Below are 23,476 nucleotides of genomic sequence, written 5' to 3' on the forward strand. Positions count from 1 at the left end.
TTCGAACCTCAATTCTGCAGGATGTTGCTGCCCTTCATGACGATATCGCTCGAAGCGTCGACATTGATCTTTCCCGAACCTTTGACCGTAATGTCCTTTCCCTTGATGGTGATCGTTCCATCCTTCTTCATAAGGATCTCGGCACCACCGGTCTTGATCGTTATCGAGTCCTTTGCTTCGATGGTCAGGTTCTTGCCGACCACCAACCCCGCATCCTCGCCGACTTGGGTGAGGCTCTTCTTGCCGATCTTGAGTTCGTGCGCCCCGTCGATCTGGGTCGAGGCATCCTGGCTGACCTTGACGGTCCATGTCTTGCCAATCTCGGTGTTCTGCGCGCCGCCGATTTTGAGGCCCTGATCGGCGCCGATCTCGATACTTTGGCTGGCCGCTACATTCCAGCTATCATCCGCCCCAATATCGTGGCTCTGCTCCGCCCCCACCGTAACCGAACGTGAAGCCCCGATCGTGTTCGACTGCGCTGCGCCGACGCTCCGTGTCTCGGCCGCCCCTACCGAATCCATACGCGCCGCGCCCACAGTCACCGTCTGCACCAGCCCCACCGTCTGCGAGTGATTAGCGTCGATGTTCTCCGTCGAATTGGCGACGACGTGGATCGTCTCGTTCGCCATTACCGTCAGCGATCGGTTCTTACCCACCGTCTCGGAATCGTTCGACCCGATATTCGTCGTCTGGTCGACGCCGATCTTGACCGTCTTGTTGTTGCCGACGTCCTCGTCAAGGTTATGGCCGACGGAGTGCTTGGCGTCATGGTCGATGCGGTCGGACTGGTCGTGCTGTACGGTCTTGTTGCGATCGTGCTTGATCAGCAGATGGTGGTCCTTCTGCGCCTGGAAATTGACCAGCTCGGAACCAGCCTTGTCCTCGAACATCAGCTCGTTGTAGCCGCCGCCGCCTTTCGAGGAATTGGACTTCCAGCCTGATTGCGTGGCGTTGCCCGGCAGCGCGTAAGGCGGCATCTCCGATGCATTGTAGACACGTCCGGTGATGATCGGCAGGTCGGGGTCGCCCTCGATGAAATCGACTATGACCTCCTGGCCGAGGCGAGGGATTTGGATGAAGCCCCAGCCGCTGCCGGCCCACGTCTGCGACACACGCACGAAGCAGGACGAGTTCTGGTCCTTCTTGCCGAGGCGGTCCCAATGGAATTGCACCTTCACCCTCGCGTATTTGTCGGTGAAGATCTCCTCGCCTGACGGGCCGACGACGGTCGCGGTCTGCGGCCCGCGCATGATCGGTCGCGGCGTGATCCGCAGCGGCCGGTAGGGCAATTTGGTGGGCGCAACGCCCAGCACGACCCTGAAATTCTCGCTGTGGGCTTCGTTCTGGGTCCGGTAGCCCGGATCGAACAGCCGGTATTCGGCGCTGATCACCAGATAGTCCTGGTTCTGGTCGTCGCGCGGAAAACTTTCCAGCGTGAACTTGCAGCCTGAAAAAAGGCCCCGGACGGTTCCCACCGCCGTGCTGTGCTGGTGCACAGCCTGGAGTTCCTCGCGCCGGATACCGGCAATCTTATCGCCACGCCCGACATCGAGATGCGCGCCGGGCTGACGGTAGTTTTCGCCCGAAGCCTCCTGATGGGCGAAGGGCTGAGCGGATTTCGCCATCAGGTCAGCGCCGGGCTTCTCGAAATCATAGTCTGTATGAACGTAGGCGCCTGGACGCACGGCGCTGCCCGGAATCCATTCGGTAATGTATTCAACATCACGGCGCGAGCCGTGGCCTTCGAAATTGTAAAGCACCTTGTCGTAGCCTGGCGCCGGCTTCAGCTTGCTCATGGCATCGCACAGCACCAGCGTGTGCTTGCCCTCGTTGTGCTCGAAGAAATAGAAGATCCCTTCGTGCTCGAGCAGCCGCTGCACAAAATCGAGATCGCTCTCATCGTACTGCACGCAATATTCGCGCGAGGGATAAGACCCCTGCAGCCGCTTCTCGAACTTGGCGATGCCGTATTTCGAGAAGATCTTTTCAACGATCTCGACAGCGGTCATGTTCTGGAAGATGCGGCAGTCGGTGGTGTTGCCGAGAAACCAGAGCCATGGCCTGACACTGGCCTCGTAATAGGTCAACCGATCCTCTATGCGGGTAAGTTTGAAATCCGACACCAGACCGCTGAACCAGCGCTTTGGATCGGATTCGCCTTCGACGGAAACGACGCCGCCCAGCATCTTCAGCGGATCGATCTCACGGCTCTTGCTGACGAACCCCACGGTATAGGCGAAACATCGGCTGATCTCATCACGGCCAACGAGATGGGTAAATGTCAGCACATCGGCCCCAACCGGCGTCTGTAGAACCGTGGCACGTTCATTCGGCATGGGTCGTGCCCCTCCTCGACGCGGCAGCCGGGATGATGGATTGAAGCCCCGCTCCGTGAACGGCATCACGTTCACAGCATCTGACCGCCGCAAGCTAGCATACCTTCGACGGAGACCAAATAAAAGCAACGCATGAACCTGGCGAGCATTGTTCGTGAAACCCGCCTCTCCCACTGCGCCGGCAAGCTGCTAGAATGCCTTGGGATTTCAGCGGACAGTGGCTTCGAATGTTCATCTCGCTTCAGATCAGCAATGTCGACCGGCTACCGCCAGGGGTCGCCGCGAGCTATGCCGCCCGCGACCGTGGCTTCGAAATCGGGCGCGAAAACTGCGACTGGACGCTGTCCGACCCTGCCAAATTCATCTCGGGGCGGCATTGCGAAATCCGTTATCAGACGGGCTCGTTCTGGCTATACGACCTCTCGCGCAACGGCACTTTCGTCAACGGCTCCAGCCAGCGCCTGAATGCGCCGCATCGATTAATCCGAGGCGACCGGCTGCTGATTGGCCATTATGTCATCACCGTTTCGATCGACGAAGAGCCCGTTGGCGCCGGTCATCCGCAAGCCAGGACCGGTTCGACGCAACGCGAGTTGCCGGCCTCGACGGGACGGTCGCTTGAGCCCGGCAGCGCACCGTTGCCCACTCCGGCAGAACACAGCCCTGGCCAGGCAGCGAAAATGTCGATGTCGTCGGCGCCGAGCCCCGGCCCTGACGTCCCAGTCAAGCAGCCGGCGGAAGCCGACCGGATACTTGGCGATATCGCCAGGGCGGCCGGCTTGTCGCCGGAGCTGTTGGCGTCGCGCGACCCGCATGACGTCGCTGCCGAGATCGGCGCGGTCTTGCGAACCACAGTCGAGCAGTTGTCGTTGCTGCTCAAGGCGCGCGCGGCGGCCAAGGTCCTCGCCAAGAGCGCGCATCGCACGATGATCGGCGCCGCGGACAACAACCCGCTGAAATTCGTGCCGGGCACCGACGATATGCTGGAGATCATGTTTGCCAAGCGGCGGGCAGGTTATCTGGATGCCAGACGCAGCATCGAGGATGCGTTCGACGATCTGAAGACCCACGAGATCGCAACCTACGCAGCCATGCAGGCCGCGCTCTCAAGGCTGCTCGACGACTTGTCGCCGGAGGCAATCGCCAGAAGAATCCCGCCCGCCTCCTTTTCATCCAGGAAGAGCCACGCCTGGGATGCGGTCGTCGCGACGTGGCGGACGATGGAAGACAAGCACGAAAACGGCATGCTGGATGTCTTTCTTGCCTATTTCGCCGAAGCCTACGCCAAGGCTGGCAAGCAGAAATAGCCTTGCACCAGATGGCGTTGCTAGCACTCGCTATGCAACATCATGGAAAAGCCGCTTCCTTGACATCCTGCTTTCCGATTTCAATCGGCTTCCTGTGCGACTAGAATGGCATAGGAGCGCTTGCCAGGCTGGCAAGCGGCGCGGCTTGGGGCGTGTGCAGGAATGTCATGTTTCGGCAAGATCAGACCTTCGATCCGGCTCGCTGCTGATACTGAGCCTCGTATGCCGCTTTCCTCCTGTCTGAAAGACCCCCGTTGGACTTCGGCGGTGGTGCGCCGATGAGCTCGAAGGACGATTCCTCCGAGCCTCCGGATAAAACCGTCATCCGCGTGCCACGGCCGAGGCAAAGGCCGCTCGTGGCTCCCGCTGGTTCCGGTGTGCAAAGCGTGCCCCCTGTCCCCTCACCGGCCAGGGAATCGACCGTGTTCGACCCCGGCGCCGGCCGCCAGTTGCCCCCCGGCTGGTCGTCGGGAACTGTTGTTGTTCAAGACAACGAAGCGGTGGCTGCAAAAGGACTGTTGCAGCAGGATGCCTTGCTCCACGCCACCGCTGGCGTGAAGTATGCCGCGGCCAATCCCATCCTTGCCGCCGCAGCCCCCTTGCTCATGCTGTTCGGCCAGTTGCGGCTGATGCCGGTCGAACGCCAAGCGGCCGCGTTGGCCGAGCATATCGCGGACAACATCGATAGCTTCGACCGTGCCACGGCCAAAGCCGGAATTGCCGAACAAGACGCGCGGATCGCCAAGTTTGCGCTTTGTGAAACCGCTGACGACCTCATCGGCAATCTGCCCTGGCCGGACAAGCATACCTGGCTGCGGCACAGCATGGTGATGAAGTTCTTCCACACGCAGCCGACAGGGACCGGCTTTTACGAGGCGCTGAACAATATCCTCGCCAAGCCTGAAAGCCATTGCGACCTGCTCGAATTGATGCATGCCTGCCTTTCGCTGGGCTTCCAAGGCCAGTATCGGGCATTGTCGGGTGAGCGCAACACACTCGAGCGCGTCCGGCGCGACGTCTACGACACACTGCGCTATTTCAGGCCACGTGCCGCAGACGAGATTTCGCCCAGGTGGCAAGGCATGGCGGCGGCGATGCCCAGGCCAGCAGGGCGGCTGCCGCTGTGGGCGATCGCAGCGGCAGGCGCGACCCTGGTGACGATAGCCTTTTTCTGGCTGAGGATATTGATCACTGACGAAGGCGATGTCACTGCCAGCGAGTTGCTGGCGCTCAATCCATCCAGCCCGGTTATGATTGAACGGGCCAGCGTAGAGGCGCCCGCCGAGCCGGCGCGAGCCGACCCGCCACCACCTACGCCTGCGAACACCACGCAGATCGACCGCATCCGCACCGCACTCGCCAAGGAGGTCGCGGGCGGTGGACTGAGCGTCGGCACCAAGGGCGACTTCATCGTCGTAGAGATCAGCAGCCAGCTCTTGTTCGTGCCCGGCCAGGCCGGGGTAACGGTACAGTTCCAGCCCATCGCGACAGACATCGCCTCGGCGCTCGATGCCGAACCCGGACCGATCAAAATCGTCGGCCATACCGACAACGTGAAGCCGAAGAAGTCGAGCCCATTCAAGTCGAATTTCGATCTTTCTGTTGCACGTGCAAAAGCGGTGCAGGCCATGATGGCCAAGCAATTGAAGGACCCGTCGCGCCTGAGCGTCGAAGGCAAGGGCGAAGACGAACCCATTGCCGGCAATGCGACCGCCGACGGCCGGGCCAAGAACCGCCGCGTCGACGTGATACTCCCAAAGCAGGACGCGTTATGAGCCGGCGCGGCGAGGAGCTGATCGGCTGGGTGCTGCGGATCTTCAGCGCGCTTGCCCTGGTCGGCTTCTCGGCCGCCGTCTGGTATGCCGGACCCCTGATCCGCTTCGCCGACACCCGCCCGCTTGGGTCGGTGTGGCTCAGGGCTCTCATCATCGGCACGACCGCCATCGTGCTTGCGTCTTTCTACGGCATTCGCTTCTGGCAAAGACGCAAGGCGCAACAGGCGCTCGAAACGGCCATTGTGCGCGGCGACGAGCGCAACGACGATTCACTGGTGCTCGAAGCGCGCATGAGCGAAGCCATCGCGACGCTCAGGCGGACGAGCCGCAAGCGCAACTTCCTTTATGATGTCCCCTGGTACATCGTCATCGGTCCGCCAGGCGCCGGCAAGACGACGGCGCTGGTCAACTCCGGCCTCAACTTTCCGCTTGCGGGCTCCGGCAACGCCCAGCCGGTGACTGGCGTCGGCGGCACGCGGTCATGCGACTGGTGGTTTACCGATGAAGCCGTGCTGATCGATACGGCCGGCCGCTACACGACGCACGAATCGGACCGCGAACGCGACCAGGCGAGCTGGCTTGCATTCCTGGGATTGCTGAAGAAAACCCGCCCCAGGCAACCAATCAACGGGGTGATCCTCGCCATCAGCCTCGCCGATGTCATCAGCCTCGACGACCAGCATATCGATGCGCATGTCACCGAGATAAGGAGCCGTCTGCGCGAATTGCACGAGACGCTCAAGATCCAGTTTCCCGTCTATCTGCTTTTCACCAAGGCCGACCTCTTGTCGGGCTTCATGGATTATTTCGGCGGCTTTGATGACGTGCGCAGGCGCCAGGTATGGGGCGCGACCTTCCAGACCGCCGATCGCACAAGGAACATGGCCGGCGAGGCAGCGGCTGAGTTCGACGGCCTGGCGCAGCGCTTGGCAGAAGAACTCGTCGAGCGCTTGCAGGAAGAGGCCGACCCGGTGGCGCGCATCGCCATCTTCGACTTCCCGGCGCAGTTCGGCGCCCTCAGGAACCGGACCGCGCATTTCATCGGCAGTTTGTTCGATGCCTCCCGATCGCGGGTGAATGTCAGCTTGCGGGGCCTCTATTTCTCCTCGGGTACTCAGGAAGGAACACCGTTCGACCAGGTACTGGGCACAATCGGGCGCAGCTTCGGCACCGCCTCGCAGGCGCATCTTTCGGGCACCGGCAAGAGCTTCTTCCTGCACGATCTCTTGACCAAGGTGATCTTCCCGGAATCAGGTTGGGTATCTTTCGACCGGGTGGCCGAGCGGCGCGCCAGACTTGCGAGATTTGGTGGCCTCGCCACGATTGCGCTGGCGACGTTGACGGCGCTCGGCGTGCTTGGGCTGAGCTTCTTCGCCAACCAGTCCCTGATCACGTCCACCAGGCAGTCCATGGCCCACTATCGCGACAGCGCCGATGCGCTGCTCAAGAGCACTATGGTGAGCGACGTCGACCTCGAAAATGTCATCGGCGCGCTCGACCAGTTGCGCAACCTGCCAGCGGGATTCGAGACCGGCGACCAGGGAAAGCCGATCGAGGAGACGTTCGGGCTTGGCCAGCGCGACAGGCTGCTGTCGGCCTCCAAGGATGCCTATCGGCAAGCGCTCGAGCGGACATTCCGCTCGCGGCTCCTGGTGCAGGCGGAGCGGACCATCCAGGCCAAGATTGCCGATCCAATCGCGCTCTACGAGCCGCTGAAGATCTACCTGATGCTCGGCGGAAAGGCTCCGAAGGTCGATAACGAGTTGATTGTTTCCTGGATGAAGCAGGATTGGGAAGTGAACCGCTATCCGGGCGAGAACAACCGCGAGGGCCGCGCGCAGCTCGAAAAGCATCTGCGCGCGATGCTTGCCCTGGACGACGCCTACGATCCCGTCTTCGAGCTCAACCAGCCATTGATCGAAGCCGCGCAGCGCTCGCTTGGCCGCATGAGCCTTGCTGACCGCGCTTCGGCGCTGATCAAGTCGGCGGTCTACGCGGCAAGGCTGGAGAGCTTCCCAGTCGCAGCAAAAGCCGGCCCAGAGGCACAGCTCGTGTTCGAACGCGCGGATGGCGGCGATCTCGCGGATCTCGACATTCCCGGGCTTTACACGCGCGACGGCTTCAACCGTTTCTTCCTGCCACAGCTCTCGCGCATCGCGCAAATCCTCGTCAACGACCAATGGGTGCTTGGCGGCGGCGGGGAACAGGGCGGCATCGACCAGGACCTGCCCAAGCTCGGTCCAGAACTAATCGATCGCTACGGCAAGGAATTCTCCGCCGCATGGAACGGCGTCCTTGACCAGCTGATGTTCAAGGCATTGCTCGAGGACAAGCCGCGATATCTAGCGCTTTCCGCTCTCGCCGCGCCAGACTCGCCTCTTGCTCAGCTCTCCACGGCGATCGCCGACGAGACCGCGTTGACAAAGGATAAGATGATCGAGGGCGAAGGCGGCACGGCGCAAGAGGATCTCGCCAGCATGGCCAAAGGCCTGGCTCGCATCGGCCTGCAGATCGCCGGCGGCAAGTCGCAGAGCCGTGCCGGCTCTGGCTCGGCTGTCGCACACAGTGCCGGGGCGAACGTCGAGGCGCAGTTTCGATCGTTCCAGTCCCTGGTCAGCGGCGCAAACGGAGGGCGGCCAATCGATGCGTTGACGCGGAATTTCCGCGATATCTTTCAAAGCCGGAGGCTTTCGGCCGATGATCCTTCACAGACCGAACGCGTCAACGCCAACCTGCAGCTGCAGATCTCCACGCTGCGCGCCAATGTCTCGCGTCTTCCGAAGCCGCTTGCGCGCATGGTCAACGCGGCAGCGGACGAGTTTGCTGGCAATGTCGCCGAAGCCTCGCTGGCCAACCTCAACCAGAACCTCGACCAGACGGTCACACGAGCCTGCGAGGAGGCGGTAGGCGGTCGCTATCCCTTCGCAAGGGACGCCACCCAAGAGATTTCGATACCGGATTTCGCCAAGCTTTTCGCACCGGGCGGGCTGATTGACCGTTTCTTTGCGCAGAACCTTGCGTCGCTGATCGACATGAGCGGTCAGGAATGGACCTGGAGACAGGATGCCCGCGCCGGCCACGACTTGGCGAAATCGACCCTGAAATCCTTTCAGTCGGCCGCAGAGATCCGCAGCGCCTTCTTTCCGTCCGGCGGCTCTGTGCCCTCGGTTTCGATGACCATCACGCCGTCTACGCTCAATGGAGACGCAGACAACGCCGTTCTCAACATTGACGGCCAGACCGTCCAGAGCAGCCAGACGGGCAACGCGCCCAGCACGGTGACGTGGCCAAACAGCACTGCCTCGGCTTCCGCCAGCCTCACCTTGATGCCGCAAATGCCCGGCCGCGACTCGGCTATCAAATTCGAGGGACCTTGGGCGTTCAAGCGTCTGCTGGACAAGGCGACCATCACCGCCGGCGGCGAAGCCCGCTTCGTGATCGGCGGACGCGACGTCGCTTACATGATCCAGACCGGACCGGCGGCAAATCCCTTCCTGTTGCCAGCCCTGGTCGACTTCAGCTGTCCGAAGGCGTTCTGACATGGCCTTGTTCAAGCGCAGCGGTGGCTGCGGCACTCATTTTGGTACTCTAATGGATGCGCTTATGGCAAAGTGGCCTGGGCACGCTGCCCGGGGTTGGTCACAGGGGACGCTCGCGAAGCGCTAGGTGGCAAATTGAGCACTGTCGCCCTTTCCATCGAAAGCTTCGGCGTGACCCATAGAGGCTGCGTTCGCGACCACAACGAGGACAACTACCTGATAGAGCCGCAGACCGGTCTCTGGGTGGTGGCGGATGGCATGGGCGGGCACGAAGCCGGCGAGGTCGCGTCGGCCAGCATCGTCGACCATCTGGCAACGATCGGCATCGCGAGCTCGGCACCCGACCTTCGTGCGCGCTTCGAGGACCGGCTGAGCCGCGCCAATTCCGAGATCCGCGAGATCTCGCGATCCCGCGGCATCACCATCGGCTCGACCTTCGCCGCCTTGCTTGCCATGGATGGACGGTTCGCCGGCCTGTGGGCCGGCGACAGCCGCATCTATCTGATCCGTGACGGGATAATCTTTCAGGTCTCGAAGGATCACACCGAGGTCCAGGAACTGGTGGATCGCGGCATGATCAGCGCGCAAGAGGCGCTTACCTGGCCGCGCCGCCACGTCATCACCCATGCAGTCGGGGTGAGCGACGAGCTCGAGATCGATTTCCAGCAGGGCGAGCTGATGGCGGGGGATGTTTTCGTCCTGAGCACCGACGGACTGACGGCTCATGTCAGCGACGCCGAGATCGAAGCCGCAGTCAGATCGGCAACGCCACAGGCGGCGTGCCGGAGCCTGCTCGAGACGGTGCTGGCGCGCGGCGGCACCGACAATGTAACCATCGTACTCGTGAAGATCGGCGGCGGGCGCAACGGTGCGCCCCATCTGGATCGGTCCGGACCGGAGAGCCTGGCGAGATGAGCGACGACGATAAGACCCGGATATCGACCAACGTCACCTATGCCGGCGCCGGCACGCAGCTCAGCGGCATCTACGAACTCGACGAGAGGATCGCGTCCGGCGGCATGGGAGAAGTCTATCGCGGCCACAACATCCAAACCGGCGATCACGTGGCGATTAAGATCGTCCTGCCCGAATTCGCCCGTGACCAGACGATCCTGTCGCTGTTCCGCAAGGAAGCATCGATCCTCAACCATCTGTCGCATGACGCGGTGGTTCGCTATCACGTCTTCACCATCGATCCGAAGATCGGCCGCCCCTACCTGGCAATGGAGTTCGTGGACGGCCAATCACTGTTTGACGTGATGCGTCACGGAGCGATGCAGGGGGAAGACGTGCGGCGCCTTTGCCATCGCTTGACCTCGGGGCTGGCGGCTGTTCATCAGGCGGGCGCGATTCACCGCGACCTTTCGCCGGACAACATCATCCTGCCTGGCGGGCGGGTGGAGCACGCCAAAATCATTGATTTCGGTATCGCTCGCTCGGCGACCGCAGGCGGTGAAACGCTGATCGGTGGGAAGTTCGCCGGCAAATACAATTACGTATCGCCCGAACAGCTCGGCCTCTATGGCGGCGAGGTCAGTGAACAGTCCGATATCTATAGCCTCGGCTTGGTACTCGCCGCCGCACTGCGCGGAAAGCCACTCGACATGAGCGGCTCGCAGTACGAGGTCATCGAAAAACGCCGGACCGTCCCAGACCTGTCTGACATCGATCCCGAGTTCCACGATCTCCTGGGCGCCATGCTGCAGCCCGACCCGCGCGATCGGCCCGCCAGCATGGCCGAGATCGCCAGGGCGACGCGTGGCGAGGATGTCGAGCTCACATTGCCGCCCGTATCGTATGGTTCGCGGGAACGCTCCGGCTTGCCGCGCGCCGGCTGGACGGCACTGCCCACCTCCAGGCTCGAGCCTTTGGCATCTCCGGGCGAACAACGCTTTGTCGAGCATGTCCGGCCGGCGCATTTGTCGCAACCAGAGTCGGCGCCGACGCCCGGCACGACCGTTCCGGCTAAGCCGCGAAAGCCGGGGCGGATGCCGGCCATCGCTGGCGCCCTGGTGACGCTGGCGGTCCTGTTGGGGGGCGGCCTTTATGTCAGTGGCATCCTGGCGCGGCCCCCGGCCGAAGAGACCCTCAAGCCTCTGACATCAAAACCGGTGGTGCAGAAGCCGCAACCGGAAGCATCGCAATCGCTGCCATCATCACCGCTGCAGCCGGAGCCGTCAAAACAAGACAACGCTGCCACCGACCAAACGGCAATGCCACCTGCGCTGCCGGATGCTCAGGTGAAGACCACAATACCGGCCGCGGACCAGGCGGACGCAGCAGGCAAGCAGAAACCGCAGCAGGCCAAGCCCCTCGAAATGCCGGTGCCGACCCCGCGCCCCGAGCTGCCATCGGCAACAAAATCACAGCAGGTCGCCGGCCAGGAGCCGACGGGCCAGCCGGTGACCGCCGACAGGCAGGCGCCTATGGTGCCGCCCATCGGCGAGACCGCACCATCCATGGCTCAACCCGAAGCAACGGCTACTCCGCCGGTCGAGATCAAGCCTGCCGAGACGCCAACCGCGACCCGGTCAAACGCGGTGTCGGTGCCAAAGCCCGAGGCGAAGGCGAACCCGCCGCAGCCAGTCGGCGAGCCGCCGGGGACGTCGGCGCCAAGCCCGACGCAGGCAGAGGGCAAGCCGGCGCGGGAAGCAAACCCGCCGGCGACGAAACCAAGCGCAACCGAGCTGGTCGATAAGCTTTCCAAAATGGCAAAGCCGGAGGCTTCCTCGCCGACGATTGCGCAGAGCCCAGTGCCGGCGCTGCCGGCCAGCCCGCCGGCTCAGCCGGTGCCGCCGACTGCGATCGCCAGCAAGCCGCTGCCAGCTGCGCCGTCCGAAGCGGCGAACACGCCGCAGCCGTCCCAGCAACCGCGGCCGCCGTTGACCACGCAGCCCGAAAACACCGACGTCGCCATCAACATGCCCAAGCCGGCGGTGCCGCCAGCCGCGGCAGTCGACGAGACGGCGCAACGTGCGTCGTGGGTGCGCGACTTCAGTGGCGGCGACTGTTTCTACGCGTCGCTGACTTCCCAAAGCGCCAGCGCCGCCGCAATCGAAGGCTTCGCAACAGCCGTGCAGCCCTTCGAGCAGATGCTCAATGACTTTCAGTCGAGGTTCCATCTCGAGCCCGACATCAGCGTCCGTGTCATCGACCAGCCCCAGTGTGAAGTGACCAGGTTCCTGCGCTTGCTCGACCGCAACCAGGTGGAAAGGCCGCAACTGGTTCTCGACCGGACGGCGGTGCCGGACGGCGCGCCGATCATGGGCACGCTGGCAACCCATGGCGGGCTCGTTTCCAACGTCATGCTGATCGACCACAGAGGCATCGCCTTCAACCTTGATGACCGCATGGTGGCGCAAGCCGACAAGGCGACTTTCAGCATACCGATTGGTTTGGGCGCCGCCGACAAGGCGGCCGGCAAAGCCCTGCCGCAGATCATGCTGGTGATCACCGGACCGCACGACATTCGGGCCGCGAGCTTCTCCAGGCCGACACCAGCGTCCGACCTTTTGCCAAAGATTCTCGAGGAGATCGAGGCCGACGGCTCGCAATTCTCCGCCGCCGCGAAGTATTTCAGGCTCGGCGGATAGATATGAACGCCGATGGACCTTCGCGCCTTGCATTTATTTTGCCCGCCTTCCGCACGCAAAAAGCGTAGCTGGTCTGGACGCTTGCTGGCCAACCGCGCCGCGTTTTCCGCGCTGTTGGGCGCAGCACTGCTCCTTGCCGTCTCGACCGACCGCGCGCATGCGGAATTCACCGTCTGCAACCAGACCCTCGACGTCGTCAATCTCGCCGTCGGACAAAAGATCGACGATGCCGACCAGACCGACGGCTGGTGGACCATTGGCGCCAACCAATGCGTGAACGTCATCCGCGAGGAACTGACCAACCGGTACGTATACCTCTACGCGACCGACGTGTTCGGCCATGCGATCCTCAGCGGATCGACCGAAATGTGTGTTGATCGACACCGCTTCTCTATCCGTGGCATCGACGAGTGCTGGCAGCGCGGTCATATCGCGGCCCCTTTCGTCGAAGTCGATACGCTCGAGCAGGTGCGCTGGACCTATTTCCTGACCGGAAACGGCCCGTGACGCACGGTATCGACACGAGCTTCAAACAAAAGAAGCTGGCGCGCCAGAGCGAGCGCAGGCGCAAACTTTGGCACCGCTTTCTTGCAGGCCTTGCCGCGCTCACCGTCATCGCGATCGCCACCGGGTTTTATCTCACCCGGGATGACTGGTCGTTCGGCGACGAGAATGAAGAGCTGCATCCCGTCGAAGGTATGGATGACATACCCCCCGACGCCTCAGTCTATGTGCCGGCCATCATAGATCTTGCCGGCGACCCGATGTGGATCACGCTGGCACCCGATGACGAGACCGCCACGAAGAGCCGCACGATTGCGCGCCCGGCCGAACTCGACAGTTCCGGGGCTTCGCCGCAGATCGAGATCCTGTCCGACGTGATGTTGAGCGCCAGCGAGAAGTTCATGACGACGATCCCCTCCACGCAGGAGGATTTTGCCTTCTTCCAGGCGCAGCGGCAGGCTGCTCCGAAGCCCTCCGCCGCGGCACCCGAGGGCCACCAGCCGACCGCGCCCGAACCTGCCGTCGCGTCCCAGGATCAAAGCGATGATCTGGCGAACGACCTGCAGGCGGCGCCTGAAGGGGGGGAGATGTCCCCGGGTTCGGCGCTCAAAGCTGACGCGGACGACCCCGAGGCCGGCTGGGGCGAGACCATTGACCAGGGCGAGAAAGCGCTGCCCGCCTTTGAGAAGACCGCCATTGAGAACAACACCACGGTCGCGACCGTCATCAGCGATTATCAGCGCTACGAGGCCACAGAGGACACTTTCGTGAAAGTCCTCAACGAGCGCAGTCTGGACAGCGTCGCGCTCGACGCGCATTTCTCCGCGGACGATTCCAGGCTTGCGGGCGAGGCGCTGAAAGCGGTGTTCAACCGCGATCGGCTGGAGCCTGGTTTTGTGGTCGCCCTGCGCGGTTTCCGGCCGAACCGTGAGACGACGACCATGTTGCTGATGCAGGTCTCCGTCTACGCAAGGAACCTTTACGTCGGCACACTGACCCGCAACGCCGGGGGCGCCTTTGTTGCAGGTGTCGACCCCTGGGTGCGCGAGGACCTCTTCAACTATTCCGGTGGTTCGGATCAGGGTGGGCCGAAGCGGCAGTACCGTCTGCTCGACGCAATCTACTCGACGGCGGCGCGCAACAAGGTGCCGACCAGCGTGATCGGCGAAGCCATCATGTATCTGTCGAGAGGACAGGATCTGGACGCCTTCGCCGGCGAGGACCAACGCCTGGTGCTGATCTACTCGCAGACCCCGCGCGGCCAAGGCGAGATTTCCGGACGGGTGCTTTACGTCGGCGTCCTGGGTAAGGACAAAAACCTCGACTGCTTCGTCTACCAGCAAGCCGACGGGCAGTATGCCTGCGTCACCGGCGATGATCAGGTTCGTTCGCAGACGGTCACCAACGGCATGATCACGCCAGTGAGCGGGGTGATGACGTCGACCTTCGGCCCGCGTAGGCATCCAATCCTCGGAACGGTTCGAATCCACAAAGGCGTCGACTGGGCAGCCCCGGTGGGCACGCCCATCATGGCCGCCTATGACGGCGAGATCAGCTTCCAAGGCGACGGCGGCAGCTATGGCAATCTGGTCAAGATCACCCATTCAAACGGGCGCGAGACGCGCTACGCCCATATGCAGAAATTCGCCATTGCCAGCGGCGTCGGCACCAAAGTGAAGGCAGGCGACGTCATCGGCTATATTGGCACGACCGGGCTCTCGACCGGACCGCATCTGCATTTCGAACTTTATCAAAACGGCGAGGCGATCGATCCGCTCGGGACGGTCACCACGGTTGCCAGCGCTGAGTCCCCCAGCTCTGGCCGATCCGCAGGCTCTGGCGATGCCGCGGTCGAAACGCTAACCGACCGGATCGTACATGTTGAAAGCGGCGGCAGCGCCCGCGCCAAGAATCCCAACTCGTCGGCAACCGGGGCTGGCCAGTTCATCACCAAGACCTGGATCCGGATGATGAACACCTATCGTCCCGATCTAGCCCGTTCGCTCTCGACCGCCGACCTGCTCGCGCTTCGCTATGACGTGACGTTGTCGCGTGAAATGGTGCGCAATCTGGCGCGCGAAGGCGAAGCCTATCTGCGCGCCCGCGGCCACCAGATAACCGCGGGTCGCCTTTACCTGTGCCACTTCCTTGGCATGGAAGGAGCGCACCAGGTGCTGGCCGCGTCCGGCACGTCGCAATTGAGCGCCGTTTTGGGTTCAGCGGTGATCGAGGCCAATCCCTTCCTCATCGGCAAGACCGCTGGCTATGTCATCGACTGGGCCGAGCGAAAGATGGGTCAAAAAGTGCCGCGCGTGGTGACGGATGCGGGCCAGCCGGCGACGACCACCGAAGTTCGGCAGACGTCACCGGAGTTCGAAAAATACAAGCAGGCGATAACAGCGCTGCTCAATTCTGTCCAAGGTGTGCTTGAGCCAGGCTAATGCATATCGTTGTCAAGGATCGTCGGCGAGCCTACTCGGTCCTGACACGCATCTCCACCCGGCGGTTGACCGGATCGTAAGGGTTGGCGACCCGCGGATGCGATTTGCCAACGCCGATTGCTTCCAGTCTGGCAGGTTCTACCCCGTTGGCTGTCAAGAATGCCGCCACCGATTGAGCCCTTCTCTGCGAAAGGTCCTGGTTGTACCGATCCGAGCCGGTCGCATCGGTATGCCCCTCGACGACAAAGCTGAACGTGCTCAGCCGATTGTCCTTGAGGGCCTTTGCGAACTCATCGAGTTCAGTGCGCGCGATCTGGTCGAGTTGAGCCGAATCAAGGGCGAAATTGATCATCATGTCGAGACCAGCTTTTTGTGGGGCTGAGACGGTCTTCTCCGCCTTGCTCTTGCACTCTTCCTCCGTACCGACGCAGATGCCGCGCGAGGCACCGAGTTTGCCGGGCTGATTGGCGAAGAACTTCACGATGTCTTCCGACTTTTGAAGCGGATCGGCACAGACGTGCGTTGCAAGAAGCATGGCCGCCAATGCCAAGGCTGAACTGACCCATCGCATGACCGTCACTCCAGTGTGAGTGGATTTGCTGGCGCCTACCATAGCAAATCAGGAAGCGATTGTCTGTGAACAAACGCATGCTGCTTGTGGCGACCACCTGTTGAGGTCTGACGCTTGACCGGCGCTCGCTCACAGGGTTGAGTGCTTGTCTGCTGGCTCGTGGGGATGTGGCAGCCATGGCTAATGAACTCGGGTACAGAACGGCACGGGATCTGTTCATTGCTTGTCCCGCCATCGCCAGGGATATGAAATCGCTGGCCACGGGTCAGCCGCCCCTAGATTTTTGCCGTAGCCTGCTTGCCGGGCGCGTACCGGAAGAAGCAGTCACGTTCTGTGCCTACCTGCTACCCGAGCGAGCCGCCGTCTGGTGGGGACATGAATGCTTGAGCAATGTCGCCGAGCTGCTCGCTGGCCAGGACCTCGAATTGCTGGCGCTTGTCCATGCCCGCGTCGGCGAGCCTGACAATCTTCAACATCAAGCAGCCTTGAGCAATTCCTTGCAGCTGCCGCCGGCAACGCCGGCCGCCTGGATCGCACTGGCAGCGGTATGGCGTCACCCGACCCTCAAAATGGAGTCCAGCGGGTTCCCCGCCGCCCATGCCGTCAATGCCGCAATCCTGGCGGGACTGGCCCGCGCGGCGCTGGCGGACCGATTTACCTTGCTTTCCGCCTTTGTCGAAATGGGCATCGAGATGGCTCAGCTTGAGGCGTAACGGGTTCGCCGTTCGCCTCCCCTGCTTGCCCTCCCTGGTTGCTGGCACCAGCCCAGCACTTCTACTGGCAGCCGCCTTGCGCCCATCTGGCCAGCGCGACCTTGAATCGGGTACCCAGCGGATGCTGCAGGCGAAGGACCGAGACGTCGTTGGCAGCGAAATTCTTCGCCTGCTCGCAAAGCCGGGCTTCGTTCCACTCATGGCAGCTGTCGCAGTGCTTGCCTTCCCACACCGACTTGTCGAGACCTTCGACCGGACTGAAAAGCGGTTCGCCCTTGATCAATTGGGCGATGCTCTTGCCGTCGATCACCGGATCCCCGAACGTGACCGGGCGATCGAAAAAGATTGGCCCGTCAATAGCAAGCTTCGGGATCTTGGCTCGAAGAACATCGAGCGCAAGCTGGTCGTCAGTCTGGGCTGACGAGCCGCCGGTGTTGCGCGTCCCGGAGCTGGCTTCATCAGGCGGGGTGTTCGCTTCACCCACGATCAGCGGCGCGTTGAGATCGACCTTGTGCAGGACAACCTCGGTGGTCAGGGAGACCTTGGTCCAGGGGCGCTGCTTACCGCCTGTCGCCCTGAAGACGTCGCTGGTTACCCTGTTCATCGCTTCGGTAATGGAGACATTCGATTCCCCAATGTGCTGAAGCAACGCCGTCGTGAAGGGCGAGTGGTCGCCGGACCCATCATAGGCGAGCTGGTCGGGACTGGCAGCGAACGCAATGAGCGTTCCCGCACCGCCATTGTCAATCCCAATTTCCGCAAGCCCGCTGCTTGCACCTTTTGTGCCCGCGATCTTGGCCAACACATCAACCAAAGGATTGTCCCCGCCTGCGTCCAGAAACACCAGCCTGATGCTGGTCTCGCGAGACATCTGACGCAAAATGAAATCGACCGACACGGCCTCAAAGTCGAGCGAGGTTTTGTCCTCGAGTGCGGCATCCACCGGAAGCAGGTAGTTCTTGCCGGAGACCTGCAAGCTATGCCCGGCATAGAAGAAAAGCGCGATATCGGCGCCGCGCACCTGCTTGGCGAACTGGGCGACGGTCGCTTGCGTCTGCTGCTTGGTAAGGTCGAAACCCGAGACCACCTCGAAACCAAGGTTCTGCAGGCGCTCGACCATGGCCTGCGCGTCGCGCGCGGGATTGGCGAGCGGCGCGGCGTGCTGATATTGCGAGTTGCCCAGCACCAGCGCGACACGACGCTCGGCAGTGGCGGCGGTCAAGGTGAAAAGCAAGACCATCGCGACAAGGCCAGTGCCGCGAAACAAGCCTGCGCAAAACGCCAATGGACGGGAGCCCACCCTGCCCTCAGTTCGCGAGCTTCGTGGCGGAGAATTCGATGCGCCGATTGAGCGCCTTGTTGTTTGCCGTATCGTTGGCGGCAACCGGCCGCTCCTCGCCGTAGCCGGTGGCGCTGATCTGGCGGCGCTGCACGCCATCGGCGACCAACGCATCGGCAACCGCCTTTGCGCGCCTTTCCGAGAGCGCCTTGTTCGCCTCTGGCGAACCGTCCGAGTCCGTATAGCCGGCGACCTCAACATTCAGGGTCGGGCATTTGCCGACCACCCCCTCGACCTCGGCGAGCAACGGGCGGCTCTTGGCATCAAGTCGGGCGCTGGCTGCACGGAAGTAGATGGCTCCGGTGCGCGACAAAACAGCAAACCGGTTGAGGCACTCCTCGTCGCTGAAATTGGCTTTCGCGGCGTCGGTGGCCACGGGACCGACTTCGGCGGCGTTGGCCGCGACTGTCTGCACAGCACCCGGCTTGCTGCCCTCGGCAACAAAGACGAAGTCGAAGGACACTGACGCAGTGGGCACTATGTTCGTCACATTGGCGGCCTGCTGCAGCTTGTCGACATTCGGCAGCAGGCCGAAGTCCTCCACATGCACCGCAACGGGAGCCTCGGAAGCAACCGAAACCTGAGTGTCGCTGATCATGGTGATGACGACGCTCGCCTCCAGATCCTTGTCGACGCCATGCAGGCTGAGCCGGAAGGGCAAGCTTGCCTTGATGCGGCGCTTGGCTGGCAAGTCGGCAAAGGCCGCCGGGTCCACCTTTGCCGTCAGCTCGGCCGTCGGGTACTTGAACGTTTCGAAGAACAGGAAGCGCATGCGCACATTGCGGAGGTCGACGCCGGTGTCGACGGAATTGAGATCGAAGCTGACCTTGGCATCACCGGCGGAAGTCAGCGTGCCGGTGATATTCCTGATCTTGTTGGTCTCGACGATCGTGTTCTTCTTGACCGACTGATAGGTAAGCACCGAAGCGTCCGGATCGAGCGTCCAGTTCGGCGCGGCACTCGCCGATTCCGGTGCGAGGAACAGAAATCCAAGTATCGCTAGGACGATAAGGCCAGGACGCTGCGCTTTTGCTCGCGCTCGCCAGAATGCAACGACTTCGAACATGGAACGCCCCCGCCAGGCACCGATCTCGCTAACGGCACAGCGCAACCATAGAGCACTTGTCCCTGCTTGGCGAGCGTTGGCGAAAGTGACTACGATAGGCCTGCACTGCCTCGCGCGGTAGAAGCGCTATCCCCAGCCACCGCCACCCCCGCCGCTACCGCCGCCCAAGGGCGCAATGACAGGCGCGGTTTCCTTCTTGACCGGTGTGAGCAGTTTCTTGGCGGTCACATTTTTGTGCTTCACCACCTTTGGCGCGGTCGTCGTGCGAACCGACTTCGTACGATGTTTCGTAGTCGTCGGCTCAACGGGAGGCGCGATGGTTGTGCACCCTGCCACCGTAAGGAATAGGACGATTGCGACGATTACCTGTTTTAGTGACCAGCCCACCTGTTGCCTCCATGTTGTCAGAACAAGTCCCGGCGCGGGTTGGCTTGCTCCCAGACCGCCCTGGCGGTCTTGATCAGTTGATCGTCCAACGAACCGTTGGCCGAAATCTTCGCCTTCAGGTCCCCACGCATCTGCTTCAAGGCCGCCGACTTCGCCTTGGCGCCAAACTTCGCCAGGGTATTCCTGGCATCGGGAGTCTCGTTGCGAAGATCGAGCGCGGCCGCGAAGGCAAGATAGCGCACCGCCACGGCCTGGTCCGCTTTTTCGCCCCTTTGCATCTCCAGAGCTGCGCGATCATACGCAGCCGACTGATCGCCGCGCGCCGTCGCCAGCTCGAACAATCTTTGCGCTTCTTCAAGATCCTGCTGCACGCCGACACCGTCCCTGTACATGCGCGCAAGGCTGCCGGGAGCGTAGGGCTGGCCGAGATCCATCGATTTCTGAAAAAGCGAGAGCGCTGTCTTGGGGTCTTTCTCGACCCCCGTGCCAGCGAGATAATTGCGGCCGAGCAGGTTCATCGAGTACATGTCCTGCCGCTCGACGCCAGCCTTGAGGAAAGCCACGGCGCGAGCTGCATCGGCAGGCACACCATTACGGCCTTCGGTGAAGATGGCGGCGAGATCGTTCATGGCATAAGTGTGCCCCATCGCCGCCGCCTTGAGTAGCAGATCCAGCCCTTTGGCGGTGTCACGTTCGATGCCGTATCCGTTGAACAAGGCGCGACCCCACGAGGTCATCCCATAGGGATCGCCCTTGTCGGACGCTTCAGCATAGAAGTCATTGGCCTGCTTGCGATTGACGGGCATTCCCGTTCCCGTCGCGTTGAGGTAGCCCAGCTCGAACCCTGCGCGCACATGCCCCTTGTCGGCAGCATCCTGGATCACCTTCTTGGCCTCATCGACCTTACCAACCGCAAGCAATGCCCGGCCGAGCTGGTAGTGGAATCGAGCAACATCGGGATAGGCTTTCACCGCCGCCCGGCAGACGTCCACGGCGTTGCTGCTGATCTCATTCGGCAACAAACCGGGGACGACGCCCTGCAGGTCAAGTGGCTCACCGGCCTCCCTGTCGCAGGGGTCGACGCTTGGCGAGAGCTTCATCGTCGCCGGCTTCGACGACGTGTTGTCGGCCCTGATCTCGAAGCCGACGATCAGTGGCTGGACGGCGCCGATCTGGGGTTCGTAGCGTAAGTGATCGACTTCATCGGCCATCAGGCTCGAATCCGGCGACAAGGTCCGATCCGGCAGCGACAGCGTTCCCGTTGCCGGATAGCCCGCAAGTTTCAGGCTGACCGCCGGATCCGCGGTTGGGAAATCCAGTTGCAACGGAACCGGGCCGACGCCAACTGGAACATGGACTTCACGATTCTCGATCTCTTCGGCGGCGCCCGCAATGTGAATGCCGCGTTCCACCGCTTGCTGCTTCTGCTCGGACTCCAGCGAGGCTATAAGTTGCTTGCCCTCGGCACCCTCACCATTCTTGACCCGGAACACCAGGATGCCCTGGGATTCTCCACCCCAATTGTCGCGCGTTGAATAGGCCAGCATGTCGACTTCTTCCTGGGCACCGGCACCTTTGGGCACGTCCATTCGCAATCGCGGGAAATCCTTGCCGGCAATCGGCTCCCCCGCCGCAACCGGCTTGCCGTCCAAAATCAGACGCCCTAGCGCTGGCTGCCTGTCGATGCTGACGGTGACCGCACCGCCATCGACATCGACCGGCTCCGGCAAGTCGAGCGCGACAGGCCCGACGCCGGACGGCACGACCTTTTCCAAGACGGGCGGCAGTGCAGGCCGGTTGGCGCGGCGCATGAGGACAACCTCGTCGATCAGCGATGAGTTTTCCCAAGGCACCTGCTTACCGGCCGTAGCCTCGACCACATCCCTGCGAACGGCCGCCATGACCGAGCGTATCTCCTGGTTCGGCGCCAGCGCGCGACGGGAGAAGGCGGAGGAGAAGGGGCTGAGGTCACCATTTCCGTCATAAGCGACGGCGCCGGGCTCGGTGGCGAAGGCTATAAGCGTGTTCAGCGAACTTTTCACCTGCGCAAGGCCGGTGTTGCCAGCAACGATCAGCTGGTCTCGCAACCAATAGTCCTTGCGCGGAAACGGATTGTTGCGGCAGGCGTCCAGGATAATCACCTGGATCTTCGATTTCGTCCGCAACTGCTGCAGCACATCGTCGAGCTTGACGGCCTGGACCTCAATGTCGGCCGCGTTCTTGAGCGATGCATCGACCGGGATGAGGAAATTTTCTCCGCCGATCTGAAAGCCGTGGCCGGAATAATACACGATTGCCAGGTCGGCACCGTCCGCCGCTGCGAGGTAGTTGCGGAACTGCTTTTCGAATTCGATCTTGGTGAGATCCTTGGCGACGAACACATCGAACCCGGCCAGCCGAAAGGTGTTCGACACGTCCTCGGCATCCTTGTCCGGGTTCTTGAGGGCCGGAATCTCGCGGTACTCGGAATTGCCGATGACAAGGGCCACCCTACGATCGGCACAAGCTTGGAATGCCGTGAAGCTCGCTAGCATCAGGGCCGCAATGAACGCAAAACATCGCAGCATGGCGCATCCCTAACTGCTCATGACCTGGAGGGCACAAGACACAGCTTGCGACTACCTGGTCTGTTAAAGACTTCACAATCTGCCCAAAACAGCAAGGTCGCACCCGCGATGGATGGCAGGTGCTGTTCCCACAACTCCTAAAATAACCCAGTGGCGTGGGTACCGCAACAAGCGGGGTGAATGCGACCGAGGCTGCGGCGTGATCGGACCTTGTAGGGCTGGTTGCTGTCGCCCGCTAGGGTCAACAAAGGACGGGGCTGAATGACATTATCTCGCCTCGGCCCGTTGCGTCGCGGCCGCTGCCCTCCCCGCTTTGGGAGCCATTTAGACTAGCCCCGGGCTTCTCGCGCGGTGTTCCGCAGTCCGATCTGCTGCACGAGCCTACACCGGCAGCTCCGCCGTGCATGGAGCCGCCAATTACGCGATGCCCAATCGCTCGCGCACACTCACCGGCAGTCGGGGCGAGGCCTGCAGTTCGGCACAGCTCGCCTCCCATCGCCTGAGATACTCATCGATCGGAACTCCGGTACGGCCGGGCCAACGATTGAGTGCACCCAGCGCCTCGACGCAATCGGGCGCGCGTTCATACTCGGCTAGGATGGTTATCGACATTGCTTGAGCGAACGGATTGAGGGCGGGTATTTCGATCTCGCTGCGATGGTCGGTGAACCAGGCCGCGGTGTCGCGCGCAAGCCCCTGGCTGTTGGACAGCGCGGTATAGCCTCGGATGATATTCTGGCGATACTCGGCAATGGTATCGCCGAAGGCGTTGTCGCCGGCGAAGGGCGGGTTCTGCTTCCAGTCCTTCGCCAGGCGCCCCAGGCCGCGCAATGAGAAGGCTTCAACCATCGCTTCCTCGAGCCACTGGCAGGGCGGTGCCGGCTTGGCATCGGCTTGCCAACTGTTGGACGCTACATGGCCGAACTCGTGCCCGAACTGGTAGGCGAGCTTCGACCAGTCCCGCTCGCCTATGTCGACGATAATCCAGGCCATGCTGCTGCCGTCCGGATGCAGCCAAATGGACGGCGGGCCGTATGTATGCTCGTCGACGCGCAGCCGCGTCGGCTGGCTGTCGGAAACGAGCCGGACGCCATCCAGGCAGGCATGCCGCATGCGCTCAACGACCTGATCGGCCGAGCGGGGCAGCATGTGGCCCCAGTCGCCGGCGAGTTCGATGGGGGCAGTGAGGAGGGAGGCAGGAATAGGTGGCGCCATGGCTGCGTAGCTCTCCGCGAGGGCGTCTCTGTCCGTCAACCCGGCGGGAACCAGATGTCCGGCCGCTGAGCCTCCCACGAGTCTAAAAAAATCTCGTCTTCGCACTTCGATTCTGATGTCCGA

General features: G+C 62.3%; 14 protein-coding genes. 8 read left to right on the top strand and 6 right to left on the bottom strand.

Annotated elements, in window-relative coordinates:
* Positions 1-8 precede the first annotated feature (8 nt).
* A complete protein-coding gene (gene tssI, locus FJ943_RS15365) occupies positions 9-2,336 on the bottom strand; it encodes a type VI secretion system tip protein TssI/VgrG (protein WP_140661222.1) in 2,328 nt (775 codons plus the stop codon).
* A gap of 227 nt (positions 2,337-2,563) precedes the next feature.
* On the opposite strand from tssI, the gene tagH reads away from it, so the two are divergent.
* The 7 genes from tagH to FJ943_RS15400 all read left to right on the top strand — a co-directional run bounded on the left by tagH (position 2,564) and on the right by FJ943_RS15400 (position 15,495).
* Entirely contained in the window at positions 2,564-3,643 is a 1,080-nt protein-coding gene (gene tagH / locus FJ943_RS15370; RefSeq protein WP_140661221.1) for a type VI secretion system-associated FHA domain protein TagH, read from the top strand.
* A gap of 254 nt (positions 3,644-3,897) precedes the next feature.
* Positions 3,898-5,418, top strand: coding sequence for a type VI secretion system protein TssL, long form (gene tssL, locus FJ943_RS15375; RefSeq protein WP_318011829.1), 1,521 nt, complete (start codon positions 3,898-3,900; stop codon positions 5,416-5,418).
* A complete protein-coding gene (tssM, locus tag FJ943_RS15380; protein ID WP_181174560.1) occupies positions 5,415-8,957 on the top strand; it encodes a type VI secretion system membrane subunit TssM in 3,543 nt (1,180 codons plus the stop codon). The genes tssL and tssM overlap by 4 nt, the downstream gene beginning before the upstream one ends.
* A gap of 135 nt (positions 8,958-9,092) precedes the next feature.
* The gene (locus FJ943_RS15385; RefSeq protein WP_140661219.1) at positions 9,093-9,872 is read left to right on the top strand and encodes a PP2C family serine/threonine-protein phosphatase; all 780 of its coding nucleotides are present in this window, start codon (positions 9,093-9,095) and stop codon (positions 9,870-9,872) included.
* Positions 9,869-12,550 carry a serine/threonine-protein kinase gene (locus tag FJ943_RS15390; RefSeq protein WP_140722583.1) on the top strand — a complete coding sequence of 894 codons (2,682 nt, stop codon included), beginning with the start codon at positions 9,869-9,871 and terminating at the stop codon, positions 12,548-12,550. Before FJ943_RS15385 ends, FJ943_RS15390 begins: the two co-directional genes overlap by 4 nt.
* A gap of 12 nt (positions 12,551-12,562) precedes the next feature.
* Positions 12,563-13,057, top strand: coding sequence for a DUF1036 domain-containing protein (locus FJ943_RS15395; RefSeq protein ID WP_181174561.1), 495 nt, complete (start codon positions 12,563-12,565; stop codon positions 13,055-13,057).
* On the top strand, positions 13,054-15,495 hold the full coding sequence (locus FJ943_RS15400; protein WP_140722674.1) for a M23 family metallopeptidase: 2,442 nt from the start codon (positions 13,054-13,056) through the stop codon (positions 15,493-15,495). Before FJ943_RS15395 ends, FJ943_RS15400 begins: the two co-directional genes overlap by 4 nt.
* 31 nt (positions 15,496-15,526) lie before the next feature.
* On the opposite strand, the gene FJ943_RS15405 is transcribed toward FJ943_RS15400, so the two are convergent.
* Positions 15,527-16,066: an OmpA family protein gene (locus tag FJ943_RS15405; RefSeq protein WP_224720250.1), complete on the bottom strand. Its 540-nt coding sequence runs from the start codon at positions 16,064-16,066 to the stop codon at positions 15,527-15,529.
* Between the two features lie 176 nt (positions 16,067-16,242).
* On the opposite strand from FJ943_RS15405, the gene FJ943_RS15410 reads away from it, so the two are divergent.
* A complete protein-coding gene (locus tag FJ943_RS15410) occupies positions 16,243-16,779 on the top strand; it encodes a hypothetical protein (RefSeq protein ID WP_224720249.1) in 537 nt (178 codons plus the stop codon).
* A 61-nt stretch (positions 16,780-16,840) separates the two neighbouring features.
* On the opposite strand, the gene FJ943_RS15415 is transcribed toward FJ943_RS15410, so the two are convergent.
* The 4 genes from FJ943_RS15415 to FJ943_RS15435 all read right to left on the bottom strand — a co-directional run bounded on the left by FJ943_RS15415 (position 16,841) and on the right by FJ943_RS15435 (position 23,353).
* Entirely contained in the window at positions 16,841-18,019 is a 1,179-nt protein-coding gene (locus FJ943_RS15415) for a caspase domain-containing protein (RefSeq protein WP_181174562.1), read from the bottom strand.
* Positions 18,020-18,086: 67 nt separating this feature from the next.
* Complete coding sequence (locus FJ943_RS15420) at positions 18,087-19,184, bottom strand: OmpA family protein (protein ID WP_140722589.1); 1,098 nt, start codon at positions 19,182-19,184, stop codon at positions 18,087-18,089.
* Between the two features lie 404 nt (positions 19,185-19,588).
* Positions 19,589-22,060 (bottom strand): caspase family protein, encoded by a 2,472-nt coding sequence (locus tag FJ943_RS15430; protein WP_246671882.1) that lies wholly within the window; start codon positions 22,058-22,060, stop codon positions 19,589-19,591.
* 495 nt (positions 22,061-22,555) lie between these two features.
* Positions 22,556-23,353 carry a hypothetical protein gene (locus FJ943_RS15435; RefSeq protein ID WP_224720248.1) on the bottom strand — a complete coding sequence of 266 codons (798 nt, stop codon included), beginning with the start codon at positions 23,351-23,353 and terminating at the stop codon, positions 22,556-22,558.
* Positions 23,354-23,476 lie beyond the last annotated feature (123 nt).

The organism is Mesorhizobium sp. B2-3-10 (genome assembly GCF_006442275.1).
In the GTDB taxonomy this organism is placed as follows: Bacteria; Pseudomonadota; Alphaproteobacteria; order Rhizobiales; family Rhizobiaceae; genus Mesorhizobium; species Mesorhizobium australicum.

Excerpts from the sequence above, each read along its gene's own strand:
- FJ943_RS15405 (WP_224720250.1), bottom strand. The coding sequence starts at position 16,066 with ATGCGATGGGTCAGTTCAGCCTTGGCATTGGCGGCCATGCTTCTTGCA.
- FJ943_RS15390 (WP_140722583.1), top strand. The coding sequence starts at position 9,869 with ATGAGCGACGACGATAAGACCCGGATATCGACCAACGTCACCTATGCC.
- FJ943_RS15415 (WP_181174562.1), bottom strand. The coding sequence starts at position 18,019 with ATGGTCTTGCTTTTCACCTTGACCGCCGCCACTGCCGAGCGTCGTGTC.
- tssI (WP_140661222.1), bottom strand. The coding sequence starts at position 2,336 with ATGCCGAATGAACGTGCCACGGTTCTACAGACGCCGGTTGGGGCCGAT.
- FJ943_RS15435 (WP_224720248.1), bottom strand. The coding sequence starts at position 23,353 with ATGGCGCCACCTATTCCTGCCTCCCTCCTCACTGCCCCCATCGAACTC.
- FJ943_RS15420 (WP_140722589.1), bottom strand. The coding sequence starts at position 19,184 with ATGTTCGAAGTCGTTGCATTCTGGCGAGCGCGAGCAAAAGCGCAGCGT.
- FJ943_RS15410 (WP_224720249.1), top strand. The coding sequence starts at position 16,243 with ATGGCTAATGAACTCGGGTACAGAACGGCACGGGATCTGTTCATTGCT.
- FJ943_RS15395 (WP_181174561.1), top strand. The coding sequence starts at position 12,563 with ATGGACCTTCGCGCCTTGCATTTATTTTGCCCGCCTTCCGCACGCAAA.
- tssM (WP_181174560.1), top strand. The coding sequence starts at position 5,415 with ATGAGCCGGCGCGGCGAGGAGCTGATCGGCTGGGTGCTGCGGATCTTC.
- tagH (WP_140661221.1), top strand. The coding sequence starts at position 2,564 with ATGTTCATCTCGCTTCAGATCAGCAATGTCGACCGGCTACCGCCAGGG.